The following is a 13,676-nucleotide window of genomic DNA, read 5'->3' on the forward strand; positions in this document are numbered from 1 at the left end:
CCTCGTCCTCAATCTTTTCCGCCTCGACACCTCCAAGAAAAAAGGGGGTGTCTATACTCGTCGCATTCTCGCCGCTTCTTCCGATGCTTATCGCGCCAGTCTCCTCGGGTTAAAGGGAATTTGATGCAATTGCCCTGTGCTGCCACCAAGCGATGACTAGGGGAAGCAGCGAAACAACGACAATGGCCAAGATCACTGCCGTCAAATTCTTCTGTACCCACGGCAGGTTCCCGAAAAAATAGCCGGCCAGCGTCAACGAGCCGACCCAGGCGATAGCGCCTGTCAAATTGAAAAAGGTAAAGCGCGAATAAGTCATCGCGCCAATGCCGGCGACGAAGGGCGCAAAGGTGCGAAACAGGGGCAGGAAACGCGAAATGACCAGCGTCTTGCCGCCGTGCTTCTCGTAGAAGACGTGTGTTTTAGAGAGCGCCACCGTGTTAAAAAACCGCGAATTTTCCCAGTGAAAAACCTTTGGCCCCAAAAAATGGCCAATCTGGTAGTTGAGCATATTGCCCAGACTCGCTGCCGCGACAAGCACGGCGAGCAGCAGGCCAATGTTCATTCCGCCCAGTGCCGCCAACGCACCGGCCACGAAAAGCAGGGAATCTCCAGGCAGGAACGGCGTCACCACGAAACCGGTTTCGCTGAAAATTATGACAAACAAAATGGCGTAAATCCACGTCCCATAATGCTGCACCAGCACGGCCAAATGCTTGTCGAGATGCAGAACAATGTCGATAAAGGCGGCGAGGTAGTCCATTTTGGTGAGTGCCCCGAGCAAAGAGCGCGATTCTACCGGAAGCTTGGCCGGTATAATCCGCCCATGTCCGAATCGACCAACGCATTGCCAAAAATCCACCTGCTGCCCGACCTCCTGATCAGCCAGATCGCTGCCGGCGAGGTGGTTGAACGCCCGGCCTCGGTGCTCAAGGAGTTGCTCGAAAACGCCCTCGATGCCGGCAGTTCGACCATCCAGATCCAGATCGAGGAAGGCGGTGTCAAGCTGATCCGCGTCAGTGACGACGGTTGCGGTATCGCTCAGGACGAACTGGCACTGGCGCTCACCCGGCATGCCACGTCGAAAATCGCCTCGCTCGACGATTTGGAACGCGTCGCCACGCTCGGCTTTCGCGGCGAAGCGCTAGCCTCGGTCGCCGCCGTGGCGCGTGTCACGCTGACCAGCCGCGCTCGCGGCGCGGCCCACGCCTGGCGGCTTTCCGCCGACCCAGGTGCGGCGCCAGAACCGGCAGCACTTGCCGCCGGCACCGTTGTCGAAATGCGCGACCTTTACTACAACACCCCGGCGCGCCGTAAATTTCTCAAATCCGAAGGCACCGAATTCACGCATTGCAGCGAAGCCGTCAAACGCATTGCCCTGGCGCATCCCGCAGTGGCGTTCACCCTGAGCCATAACGGGCGCGTCAGCCTGCATCTGGCGAAAAGTGATGCGCGTGGCCGCGCTGGCGCCATTCTCGGCGACGATTTTCTTGCGCAATCGCGCTCGGTCGATACCGGCATCGGTCCGGGAGTCACCGGGATCCGCGTTTTCGGCCAGTGCGCCTTGCCCGCCCATTCGCGGGCGCGCAGCGACGCCCAGTATTGCTACGTCAATGGCCGCTTCGTGCGCGACAAGCTGCTCAGCCATGCGCTGCGCGAGGCCTATCAGGACATGCTGCACGGCAGCCGTTTTCCGGCGTACTGTGTGTTTCTGGAAATTGACCCGTCAACGGTCGACGTCAACGTCCATCCGGCAAAAACCGAAGTCCGTTTCCGCGACAGCCGCGCCGTGCATCAGTATGTCTTTCATGCCGTCCAACGCACACTCTCCACGTCGCTGACCAGCGAACTCGATGCGCCAATTGCCGGCACCCCTGAGCGCCCGACCTTCGCCGGTACGGCGCGTCCAGTGTTTGGCAACTGGGCGCCGCGGCAGCAGTCGCTGCGCGCCAACGAACCCGCGACGGCGGCCTATCTGGCGTTTGCCCAGACGGCTCAGTTGACGCCTGCCGGCCTGCCCGTCGCGCCGGCTCACGATGCAGCGCCGCCGCTGGGCTACGCCCTGGCCCAACTTCACGGCATTTACATCCTGGCCCAAAACGCACAGGGCTTGATCATCGTCGATATGCACGCGGCGCACGAACGCATCCTCTACGAGAAACTGAAGAACGCGCTCGACGACCGTCAAGTCGCCACCCAGACCCTGCTCATTCCAGCCATTTTCAAAGCCGAAGCGCTTGACGTGGCGGCTGCTGAAGAACACGCGCCAGCGCTGCGCGAACTCGGTTTCGACCTCGCCCCGATGGGCCCTGCGCAACTCGCCGTCCGCGCCGTTCCTGCGCTGCTTCAGGCGGCTGACCCCGCCGCCCTGGTTAGTGCGTTGCTTGGCGAACTGCGTGAGCACGGCATCACACAACTGCTGTCGGCCCGGCGTAACGAACTGCTTGCCACCATGGCCTGCCACGGCGCAGTGCGCGCCAGACGCCTGCTGTCACCCCCCGAAATGAATGCCCTGCTGCGCCAGATGGAGGAAACCGAGCGCGCCGACCAGTGCAACCACGGTCGGCCAACCTGGACGCAAATCTCGATAGCCGAACTCGACCGCCTCTTCCTGCGTGGCCGATGAGCATCAGGGGAGTTCTGCCGCCGGCCATTCTATTAATGGGGCCGACCGCCAGCGGAAAAACCGCAGTAGCCATGGAACTGTCGCAACGCTTTCCTCTTGAACTGATCAGCGTCGACTCGGCGCAAGTTTTTCGCGACATGACGATCGGCACCGCCAAGCCCGATGCCGCTACCCTCAGGCAATTCCCGCACCACCTGATCGACCTGATCAGCCCGGAAGAGGCCTACTCGGCCGCCCGCTTCTGCACCGATGCCCTGGCTGCCATGGCGGACATCACGGCCCGCGACAAAGTGCCACTACTCGTTGGCGGCACCATGCTTTACTTCAAGGCGTTGCTCGCAGGGCTCGCCGAGCTGCCGCAAGCCTGCCCGCTGACCCGAGCCAGTATTGACGCGCAGGCCAATGCCGAAGGCTGGCCGGCGGTGCACGCGGCGCTCGCCCGGGTCGATCCGCAAACTGCCGCCCGCCTGCACCCCACCGATGCCCAACGCATCCAGCGCGCGCTCGAAGTTTTTCGCCTTGCCGGTCGACCGCTGTCGACCCTGCTTGCCGCAGACCGGGATCGCGCGCCGCTCTACGACTTTTTCGCCATTGGCCTGCTACCAACGCAGCGCAGCGTGCTGCATGCACGCATCGCCGAACGTTTTGATGCCATGCTCAAGGCCGGCCTGGAAGACGAGGTGCTGATGCTCCGCCATAAATACCGGCTGACGCCAGATCTACCGTCAATGCGCTGCGTCGGCTACCGGCAGGTGTGGGAGGTTCAGGACGGCACCGCCGCGCGCGGCGAAATGCGTGACCGAGGAATCTATGCCACGCGCCAACTCGCCAAGCGGCAAATCACCTGGCTGAGCAATACGCTCAGGCCAGAACCCTTCGACTGCCTTGCGCCTGACCTCTCCGCAAAGGTCAGCGCCAGGGTAGGCGAATTTCTGACCTGAACGTCACGCCGCAAGCCCCGTCAAGTTCGACATGCTGCTAGACACTGGTGGTGCGAGCCATTGACGCATCAAAAAACTTATACCCATTGCGTCCTGCGCCTTTGGCCGCATACATGGCAGCGTCGGCATTCCGGAGCAACAGATTCACGTCGTCGCCATGCTGCGGGAAAATGGCGATGCCAATGCTCGCCGAAATGCTGATTGCATGTTGATTGATAGTGAACGATTGGTTCAGCGCCCGAAGTATTTTTTCGGCGATGATGGTGGCATCCTGCGCCTTGTTGACACGCTGCAGGAGGATCACGAACTCATCCCCACCAAAACGTGACACCGTATCGGATTGGCGCGTCACGACCTCGCGCAGACGATTCGCCACCTCTTTCAACAACAGGTCGCCGACATCATGACCGAAGGTGTCATTGACCGGTTTCAGCCGGTCAAGATCGATGAACAACACCGCCAGTTCACCCCGGTCGCGTCGCGCCTGGGCAAGCGCCTGGCGCAGGCGGTCGGTGAGCAGGGCGCGATTGGGCAGATCGGTAAGTACGTCGTGGTGAGCAAGATGCTGAACAAACGCCTCGGAAGCCTTGCGCTCGGTAATATCACGCGCACAGCCTACCGTACCGATAACTTCACCGTGGGCATTGATGAGCCGGGCTTGATGGACGTCAAGAAAAATAAAACTGCCGAAAACGTTACCGCACTCCTCAAAAGTGGTTGGTTCGTCACGACTCAGGGTATGTTTATCAATATCCTGCGCGTACTGCCCGTAGGTATACCACTCGGGATTATCCGGATGACGGTCCCGCTCGCGCTGAACAAAGTGATCGAAGGTCTTGCCCAGGGGCTCATCCGTATTGACCAGATCAAGAAGCTTTTCGCACAGTGCCTTGTTGGTAAAAACATAGCGATTATCAAGATCCTTCGCCCAGATCATGTCGGGAACATTATCGCAAATCAAACGCAGCATTGAGGCCAGCCGCTGTGACTGTTCCTCGCTCTGCCTCAGAGCCGCCTCAACCAGGCGACGTTCGGTCATTTCATCGGACAAGCGCTCACGGCCCATGATTGCCCTGATGGCGGAGTGTGACAATTGCAAGGCTTTGCCCGCAACGATGAGTTGCCAAAGGACGGCCATGACACCCATGAGCAGAAAAAACGAGTCCTCCGTGTAAAAGTAACGATAGAAATAAAACACGGTGAACGGCAGCAAGGTAACTATATTGACCAGCACACAGTAGGAAAATACAGTGGCATAAGTCATGTAACTGACGGTCATGACCATCGACGCAACAATGAAGGCGAAGGCGTATGCAGTATCCGCCGTTTTCTCTGGCAGAAAAAAAACCGTCAGGCCGTACAAGCCGCAGTTCACCAAACCGAGCAAAGCGCGGATATAAAAAAACAGTTTCGCATTGCCTGGTGACAGTCCGACCCGCTTTACATGCCCTTGAAAGAGGATGAGTATTCCGCTAACCAGAAAAAGCAGGAGCAGCCAAACGAGCAAACTGACATCTGACGCTCCCATCCCGCGCAGAACCAAAGCGAAGAGCAGCCCACCCAAACTGATCGCGAACGGATTACCAGCAGCATCCTTGAAAAAAAGCCGAATCCGAATCAAACGTACCCGGTCACGAAATGGGATGAGGTTTTTCTCGTTAGTCATGTTTGGCAGAGATCAGAACCCATTGTGCATTCTACATCGACACTTTGGGGAACACTCAAACAAAAAGCCCACGCTGAAATCGCATGGGCTTTAGAGACTTCGACTCCGGCACACCAGGCCAGAGTTATCGGCTATTCGCCGCTATGGTTGCTACTCGGTTATCTGTAAAGAGCGTCGGGAACAAAGAACCATAAAGTCTCCAGAGAGAGCGGCTTGCACTGCAACAACGTACCGGATTCACCGCAGACCACAGCACGCCCTGAGTGTAGTCCATAGAACGGGAAAAGCCAGATTTAAATAGCGAACAACTGAAAAATTATTCAGGCACCCGCTCCTTGCGCCGCGCCAGCAGGCTGTACACCGTTGGCACGACGAATAGCGTGAAGAAGGTGCCGAGCAGCAAGCCGCCGACGATCACCCAGCCAATTTGCTGACGGCTCTCCGCGCCTGCACCGCGCGCCAGCGCCAACGGCAGAGTACCGAGCACCATGGCGCCGGTAGTCATCAGGATCGGGCGCAGGCGCAGTTCGGAAGCCTCGATCACCGCCTGTTTGATGTCGAGTCCTTTCTCCTGCAACTGGTTGGCAAATTCAACGATCAGGATGCCATGCTTGGTGATCAGTCCGACCAGCGTGACCAGACCGATTTCGCTGTACACGTTGAGCGTGCCGCCGGTCAACAGCAGGGCAAGTAGCGCGCCGGCCATCGATAGCGGCACGGTAAGCATGATGATGAAGGGATCGCGGAAACTTTCAAACTGCGCGGCCAGCACCAGATAAATGAAGGCCAGTGCAAGAACGAAGGTCAGCGCCAGCGAGGAACTCGAAGTCTTGAACTCACGCGACTGGCCAGCATAGTCGATAGCATAACCCGGAGTCAGTACGCGGCTGGCGGCCTGTTCCATGAAAGCGAGCGCCTCGCCCATGGTGTAGCCGGGCGTCAGGTTTGCGGTGATGGTGACGGCACGCCGCTGGCTGAAGTGGTTGAGTTCGCGCGGACTGACCGTTTCATCGACGCTGATCAAGTTGGCCAGGGGAATCATGCTGCCGTCCCTGGCACGCACGAAAATGTCGCGGATGTCCGATGGCGTCGTGCGTTCGCGGTCAGCCACCTGCACGATCACGTCATACTGCTCGCCATTTTGCTTGAAACGCGTAACCTGTCGCCCGCCAAGCATGGTTTCGAGCGTGCGGCCGACGGTCTCGATCTGGACGCCAGTGTCGGACGACTTGTCGCGGTTGACCACCACCGACAGTTCTGGTTTGTTGAGCTTGAGGTCGGTGTCGACGTTGGTCATTCCCGGGTTTTTCGCCACTGCGGCAAGAATCTTGTTGGTTGTCTCAAGCAGTTCGGGGTAGGAGCCCGAGGTCACCACAACGAAATTTACCGGGCGCTCGCGCGGACTCTGGCCGAGCGAAGGCGGCTGCACGGGAAAGGCCAGTACGCCGGGTATCCCCATGAATTTCGGGAACAGTTCCTTGACCACCTGAGCAGCGCTGCGCTTGCGTGCATTCCAGTCGGTCAGACCGATGAAGGAGATGCCCTGGCTGACCGTCGGGTTGCCGGAAACGACGAAGTAACGCTCGACATCCTGGGTGCTGCTGTAGATGCCTTCGAGTTGCCGGGCGTATTTGTCCGAATAGTCGAGCGTTGCCCCTTCCGGCCCGACAAAGACACCGAGGATGACGCCCCTATCCTCGACCGGCGCCAGTTCCGACTTGAGCGATTTAAGCAGGATGACGCTCGACGCGGCGACCAGCAGAAACGCCAGCATGACGATCCAGCGTCGGGCCAGGGCACGGGTCAGCACCCGTCGGTAACCCTCCGTGACCCAGTTCAGGAAATTTTCGATGAGCACATAAGCCTTGCCATGCCGGGGCTCGTGGCGCAGCAGCAGCGAGCACATCATGGGCGACAGGGTCAGTGCAACGAAGCCGGAAACCAGAACGGCGCCGGCCAGGGTCAGCGCAAACTCGACGAAGAGCTTGCCGGTACGTCCGGTCATGAAGGCCACCGGTGCATACACGGCAGCCAGCGTGATGGTCATCGCCACCACCGCAAAACCGATCTCCTTGGCGCCCTTGAACGCTGCCTCGCGGCGCGGCATGCCGTCCTCAATGTGGCGGTAGATATTCTCCAGGACGACAATGGCGTCATCAACCACCAGACCAATGGCCAGCACCAGTGCAAGCAGCGTCAGCGTGTTGATGGTGAAGCCCAGCACGAACATCAGGGCAAAGGCGCCAATCAGCGAGACCGGGATGGTCACCAGAGGAATCAGCGTTGCTCGGACGTTGCGCAGGAAGAAAAAAATGATCAGCAGAACCAGTAGAATGGCTTCGCCAACAGTGTGGAAAACGGACTCGATCGAGCGATCGATAAAGACCGACGAATCGTAGGCAACAGCAACACTCATGCCTTCGGGTAGTTCGCTCGCCACCTTGGGCAAATCGGCGCGCAGTGCTTTCGAAAGATCGAGCGGGTTGGCCGTCGCCTGTTTGATGACGCCGAGCGCAACCGCCGGCTTGCCGTTAAAGCGCACGGTACTGCGCTCGGATGCCGCGCCGATTTCAACCCGGCCAAGGTCGCCGATACGCACCGGGTAGCTGCCCTTGGCATCGCTCGCCTGCTTGACGATGATGTCGGCAAACTGCTCCGGCTTGATCAGATCGGTCTTGGCGACCACCGAAAATTCCCGACTCTGGCTTTCAATACGTCCGGCGGGCACTTCGACGTTCTGCCGGCGCAAGGCGTCCTCGACGTCCTGCGGCGTCAAGTTGAAGGCGGCTAGCCGATCCCGGTCAAGCCAAATGCGCATGGCAAACTTGCGCTCGCCGAACACACGCACATCGGCCGCTCCCGGCAGCGTCTGCATGCGCGGCTTGACGATGCGGTTGGCGATGTCGGTCACCTCAAGCGCCGAATGCTTGTCCGAAGAGAATGCCAACCAGATAATCGGGTTGGCGTCGGCTTCGACTTTGGCGATCACCGGTTCGTCGATGTCTGTCGGCAACAGGTTGCGCACGCGCGAAACGCGGTCGCGCACGTCGGACGCCGCCGAATCCGGATTGCGCTCAAGCTTGAAACGCACCGAAATCTGGCTGTTTTCCTGGCGCGAGATCGACGTGATGACATCGACGCCCTCAATGCCGGCCAGCGAGTCCTCAAGCGGCTTGGTAATGCGCGACTCGATGATCTCGGCGGACGCGCCGCGATAGGTGGTATCGACCGTCACCACCGGCTCGTCGATCTTCGGGTACTCGCGTACCGGCAGACGCGTGTAGGAAACTAGCCCGATGAGCATGACCGAGAGCGAGAGCACCGTCGCAAAGACTGGGCGACGGATACACAGATCGGAGATTTTCATTTGGCCGTGCCGGCCGGTGCAGACGCCTGCCCGCCGATGGTCCTGACCAGCGCTCCGTCACGCAATTTCATCTGTCCGGCGGTGACTACCTCGTCATCTGCCTTCAAACCCTCGACGATTTCAACCTGCGCATTGCGCCGCAGCCCGGTCTTCACCGGAACACGTATCGCCTTGCCCTCAAGCACGCGAAAGACGAAAGGTGTTTTCATATCCGGCACGATGGCCTGCTCAGGAAGCAGCAGCACCTGACTGCGCTGTTCAAAGATCAGGCGGACGCGAACAAACATTCCCGGACGCAGTTTGCCATCGGCATTGGACAGATGAGCGCGGCAAGAAATGGCACGGCCGCCGGTATCAACGAGCGGATTGACGGCATCGAGCACGGCGGCAAACTTTTGACCGGGGAGAGCGTCGGTCGAAACTTCAACGGCCTGACCCGGCTGGAGCTGACCAAGATAGGCTTCGGGCAGGCGGAAGTCGATTTTCAGCGTCCCGATATCCTCGATGTTGATCAGTTCCTGACCTTCCTTGACGTAGTCGCCCGCGCTCACGTTGCGGATGCCAACGACGCCCGAGAACGGCGCCCTGATGCGCATTTTTTCCAGTTTGGCCTGGGCCAGGGCAAGCCCCGCTTCCTGCACCTTGAGGGTCGCCTCAACGTTGTCGAGCGCCTGTTGGCTGACGAATTTCCGCTCAAATAATTCGCGCGAGCGTTTCAGGTTGACTTGCGCCAGGCCAAGATTGGCCCTCGCCTGGTCGAACTCGGCCAACTGCATTGCCGCATCCAGAGCGACAAGCAACGTTCCCCGGGCAACGGCAGAACCATCCTTGAAATTGATTGATGAAATACGCCCGGCAGTCTCGGGGCGCAGTACGACAGATTCGTTTGAGCGCAGGGAACCGACCGCCGTGGCATCGAGCGCGAGATCGGCGGCCACCACCCTGGCCGTCTCGACCGGCAAGGCAAAACCGCCCGCTGGCCCATCCGGCGCTCCGACAGTGGGCTTGGTGTTTGACATACTGCTCGGCGGCAACGGGCCGGACGCCCCGCGAAAAGCAACGAAGGCCCAGTACATCAGGCCCAACAGACCAGCAATGGCGGCCAACAAAACCCAGGTACGATGCTTTTTGTTCGGCATGACGATCCGAATCTCCCTCAAGAACGGGCCGGCTGTCGCTCAAATGACGATGGTCGACGCCTCGCCTGCGCTACGCGCCTCAATGCAGCCAATCTCGACCGCCTTCTCGCCCGCCGCATGCAGCAGGCGCAAGGCCAGTTGAACGTTTTCGCGGGAAACAATGACGACCATGCCAATACCGCAATTGAAGACGCGATGCATTTCGTTGTCCTCGACATTTCCCTCGCCTTGCAGCCAGGCGAAGAGCCTGGAACGCTGCCAGCTTGACTGCGTGATGACGGCCTTGACGCTCTCCGGCAATACGCGCGGAACGTTTTCGGTGATGCCGCCGCCGGTGATATGCGCCATACCTTTGACCGGTAACGCGGCCATCAGCGCCAGCAATGGTTTCACGTAAATGCGTGTCGGCGCCATGATGACATCGGCCAGGGTTTTGCTGCCATCGAAAGGCGCATCCAGATCAGGATTCGCGCGTGCAAGAATCTTGCGCACCAGCGAGTAGCCGTTGGAATGCGCCCCGGAAGACGGCAAGCCAAGCACCACGTCGCCCGGAACAATTTTCTGGCCAGTGATGATGGCCGACTTTTCAACGACGCCAACGGCAAAACCGGCCAGATCGTATTCACCTTCCGGGTACATGCCAGGCATTTCGGCGGTTTCGCCGCCGATCAGGGCACACCCGGCCTGTTCACAGCCCAGGGCAATGCCCTGGATGACGCTGGCCGCCGTATCAATGTCCAGCTTTCCACAGGCGAAGTAGTCGAGAAAGAAAAGCGGTTCAGCGCCCTGCACCAGCACGTCATTGACGCTCATTGCGACGAGATCGATGCCGACCGTGTCGTGACGCTTGAGATCGAAAGCCAGCTTGAGTTTGGTTCCAACGCCATCGGTGCCAGAAACCAGAACCGGCTCGCGATAGCGCTTGGGCACTTCGAACAGTGCACCGAAGCCACCCAGGCCGCTGAGCACACCGTCACGCAGGGTCTTTCTGGCAAACGGCTTGATGCGCTCGACAAGTTCGTCGCCGGCGCATATATCGACGCCGGCATCGCGGTAGGAAAGTGATTGTTGAGTCATCTTGGTTGTTGTCCCGAGCTAGGCTGGCCAATGCCACGTAGTGGTAAAATGCGCCGCCTGTGTAGCAGAATGCAGGATTTTATCCGAAATAGCCCTCTCGCGCTGCCCGCGCGGCAAAGCACCAACCCACCTTCAGAATGCACCAACTCATCCTCGACCTACTGCCGGACACACCACCTCGCCTTGACAACTTCGTCGCCGGCGGCAATGCCGAGACGCTGACCGGTCTGGCGTCATGGCTCGCGCCGAATAATCGCGAGCCCTCGCTGTTGCTATGGGGCGAGGCAGGCGCCGGAAAAACCCATTTGCTGCGCGCCAGCGCCGCCCATTACAGCGATGCCGTTGCCGACCCCGATCTGTCGAGCATTGATGAAGCCCGGCGCTTGCACGCGGTGGACAACGTCGAGGCGTTAAGCGCCTCCGGGCAGATCGCGCTGTTCAATCTGTTCAACCGGCTGCGCGCCATGGGAGGGCGCCTGCTGTCGAGTTCCAGCCAGCCACCGCGGCAACTCGCCCTGCGCGAGGATCTGCGCACGCGGCTCGGTTCCGGGCTGATCTACCGGCTGCGCCCCCTGAGCGATGGCGAACAACTCGAAGCACTAACGGCGCAGGCGGCGGCGCGCGGCTTGCGCCTGCCGCCGGGGACGCTCGATTACCTGCTGGCGCGCGCCCCGCGCGATATGCGCAGCCTCATGGCCTTGCTGGCGGCGCTTGATCGTTACTCGCTGGAACACAAACGAGCCATCACCCTGCCCCTGCTACGTGAAGTTTTGCAGACCCCAAGCTATTGATGACGGACCTGAAACGAAAGATCGCCATGCAACTTGCCTTGTTTGACCTCGACAACACCCTGCTTTCCGGCGACAGCGATTACGAATGGACCCAGCATCTGGTGAGCAAGGGCGTTCTCGACCGTGGCACCTTCGAAAAACGTAATGACGAGTTCTTCGAACAGTACAAGGCCGGCACGCTGGACATTTACGCATTTCTCGATTTTCAGTTGCAATCGCTGGCGCGCAATTCACGCGCTGAACTTGAAGAATGGCACGCCGAATTCATGAGCACGCGCATTTTGCCCCTGCTCACCCAGAAAGCACGCGACCTTGTCAAACGCCACCAGGACAGCGGCGACCTATGCGCCCTGGTTACCGCAACCAACAGCTTCGTTACCGGACCGATCAGCCGCGAACTGAATATTCCGCACCTGATCGCCACCATCCCGGCGCAGAAAAATGGCCAATTCACCGGCAAACCGCGCGGAACACCGGCTTTTCGCGAAGGAAAAATCACTCGCGTCGAGGATTGGCTGGAATCCATGGGACTGTGGTGGAGCAATTTCGAACGCAGCTGGTTCTACAGTGACTCGCTCAACGACCTGCCTCTGCTGTTGCTCGTTAGCGACCCGATCGCTGTCGATCCTGACCACACCCTGCGCCGCCATGCCGAAGCTGCCGGCTGGACTATCCTGAACCTGCGCACCTGATGCGCCCTTATTGACCCATAAGCGATGATTCGTAAATTCATAACCCGTGTCTTTGGACACAAGGCGCCCGGCATAACGGGCGAACCCGCCGTAATCGGCGTGGCCAGGCACGGCATCCGCCGCGAGTCGATCAGCAAGGGCAGCCGGCATACTGTTGAAACGCTGCAAGAGCATGGTTACAAGGCCTATGTGGTCGGCGGCGCCGTGCGCGACCTGCTGGCCGGCATGACGCCCAAGGACTACGATGTCGCCACCAACGCCACGCCGGATGAAGTGCGCCATTGCTTCCGGCGCGCGCGCATTATTGGCCGCCGCTTTCAGATCGTTCACGTATCGATGGGCGCGGAAACCATCGAGGTCACCACCTTCCGCGGCCATCATGGTGAAGTGGGCAGTCACGCCGGCAACAAGGCGCACACCGACGACCAGGGCCGCGTGCTGCGCGACAACGTTTTCGGCAGTGAAAAAGACGATGCGGCGCGCCGCGACTTCACGGTCAATGCGCTGTACTTTGACCCGACCTCCGAAACCATCATCGACTATCACCACGGCCTGGCTGACCTGAAACAGAAAACCCTGCGCATGATCGGCGACCCGAAGACCCGCTACCGCGAAGACCCGGTGCGCATGCTGCGCGCCGTTCGCCTGGCCGCCAAGCTTGGCCTGACTATCGACCCAGAGGCCAGCCGACCGATCCGCGAGATGTCCGAATTGATCGAGAATGTACCGCCCTCGCGCCTGTTCGATGAAATGCTCAAGTTGCTAACCTGCGGTTATGCCGTGAAATGCGTTCGGCAACTGCGCGCCGAGGGCTTGCACCACGGCCTGTTGCCGCTGCTTGACGTGATTCTTGATCAGCCGCTCGGCGAGCGCTTCGTCATGCTGGCGCTGGAGAGTACCGACCGCCGCGTGCGTCAAGGCAAGCCGATTTCGCCCGGCTTCCTGTTCGCCACCCTGCTCTGGAACGAAGTCCTGAGCAAGTGGCAAACCATCAAGATTGCTGGTGAACGTCCGATTCCTGCTCTTTTTCTGGCAATGGACGAAGTGCTTGAGGTGCAGGCCGAAAAGCTCGCCATCACCCGGCGCATCGCTGGCGACATCAAAGACATCTGGGCGCTGCAGCCACGATTCGAACAGCGCTCGGGAAAACGTCCCTACGGGCTGCTCGAACAGCCGCGCTTCAAGGCGGCTTACGACTTTCTACTGCTGCGCGCCGAATCCAGTGAAATCGACGACGAGCTCGCACAATGGTGGACTGACTTCATGAATCATGACGGTGACGCCCGCGCTGCCATGCTGCTGCCCCCCAAGCCGGACGAAGCAAAGAAGCGCCGGCGGCGCAAGCGCAAGCCTGAAGCAGCCCCGACTGAATAGCTTGAA

At 59.8% G+C, this 13,676-nt stretch carries 10 protein-coding genes and 1 pseudogene; 6 read left to right on the top strand and 5 right to left on the bottom strand.

What is annotated here, in order from left to right; genetic code table 11:
• Nucleotides 1-124 (top strand): annotated as a pseudogene (locus Q1J43_RS02005) (ISAs1 family transposase); the annotation flags it as partial.
• Here Q1J43_RS02005 and Q1J43_RS02010 read toward each other — a convergent pair.
• Entirely contained in the window at nt 110-760 is a 651-nt protein-coding gene (locus tag Q1J43_RS02010) for a DedA family protein (RefSeq protein ID WP_301100643.1), read from the bottom strand. The pseudogene Q1J43_RS02005 and the gene Q1J43_RS02010 overlap by 15 nt on opposite strands.
• An 84-nt stretch (nt 761-844) precedes the next feature.
• Here Q1J43_RS02010 and mutL point away from each other — a divergent pair, with 84 nt between their 5' ends.
• Together mutL and miaA are read left to right on the top strand one after the other, a co-directional pair.
• Entirely contained in the window at nt 845-2,623 is a 1,779-nt protein-coding gene (mutL, locus tag Q1J43_RS02015) for a DNA mismatch repair endonuclease MutL (RefSeq protein WP_301100672.1), read from the top strand.
• The gene (miaA, locus tag Q1J43_RS02020; protein WP_301100644.1) at nt 2,620-3,564 is read left to right on the top strand and encodes a tRNA (adenosine(37)-N6)-dimethylallyltransferase MiaA; all 945 of its coding nucleotides are present in this window, start codon (nt 2,620-2,622) and stop codon (nt 3,562-3,564) included. The genes mutL and miaA overlap by 4 nt, the downstream gene beginning before the upstream one ends.
• A 37-nt stretch (nt 3,565-3,601) precedes the next feature.
• Here the strand turns inward: miaA and Q1J43_RS02025 are convergent, their stop codons facing one another.
• From Q1J43_RS02025 to purM, 4 genes are all read right to left on the bottom strand, one after another.
• The gene (locus Q1J43_RS02025; RefSeq protein WP_301100645.1) at nt 3,602-5,230 is read right to left on the bottom strand and encodes a sensor domain-containing diguanylate cyclase; all 1,629 of its coding nucleotides are present in this window, start codon (nt 5,228-5,230) and stop codon (nt 3,602-3,604) included.
• A 316-nt stretch (nt 5,231-5,546) separates the two neighbouring features.
• Nucleotides 5,547-8,597 carry an efflux RND transporter permease subunit gene (locus tag Q1J43_RS02030; RefSeq protein WP_301100647.1) on the bottom strand — a complete coding sequence of 1,017 codons (3,051 nt, stop codon included), beginning with the start codon at nt 8,595-8,597 and terminating at the stop codon, nt 5,547-5,549.
• Complete coding sequence (locus Q1J43_RS02035) at nt 8,594-9,736, bottom strand: efflux RND transporter periplasmic adaptor subunit (protein WP_301100648.1); 1,143 nt, start codon at nt 9,734-9,736, stop codon at nt 8,594-8,596. Before Q1J43_RS02035 ends, Q1J43_RS02030 begins: the two co-directional genes overlap by 4 nt.
• 39 nt (nt 9,737-9,775) lie before the next feature.
• Complete coding sequence (gene purM, locus Q1J43_RS02040; RefSeq protein ID WP_301100649.1) at nt 9,776-10,813, bottom strand: phosphoribosylformylglycinamidine cyclo-ligase; 1,038 nt, start codon at nt 10,811-10,813, stop codon at nt 9,776-9,778.
• 137 nt (nt 10,814-10,950) lie between these two features.
• Between purM and hda the strand changes: the two genes are divergently transcribed.
• Genes hda through pcnB form a run of 3 tightly spaced genes read left to right on the top strand, consistent with a single transcriptional unit; the run spans nt 10,951 to nt 13,670 of the window.
• Entirely contained in the window at nt 10,951-11,604 is a 654-nt protein-coding gene (gene hda / locus Q1J43_RS02045) for a DnaA regulatory inactivator Hda (protein WP_301100650.1), read from the top strand.
• A 26-nt stretch (nt 11,605-11,630) separates the two neighbouring features.
• A complete protein-coding gene (locus Q1J43_RS02050) occupies nt 11,631-12,296 on the top strand; it encodes an HAD family phosphatase (protein ID WP_301100651.1) in 666 nt (221 codons plus the stop codon).
• 24 nt (nt 12,297-12,320) lie between these two features.
• Entirely contained in the window at nt 12,321-13,670 is a 1,350-nt protein-coding gene (gene pcnB, locus Q1J43_RS02055) for a polynucleotide adenylyltransferase PcnB (protein WP_301100652.1), read from the top strand.
• Nucleotides 13,671-13,676: the final 6 nt, after the last annotated feature.

Origin of the sequence: Propionivibrio sp., assembly GCF_029255185.1 — a bacterium.
Classification (GTDB): Bacteria; Pseudomonadota; Gammaproteobacteria; order Burkholderiales; family Rhodocyclaceae; genus Propionivibrio.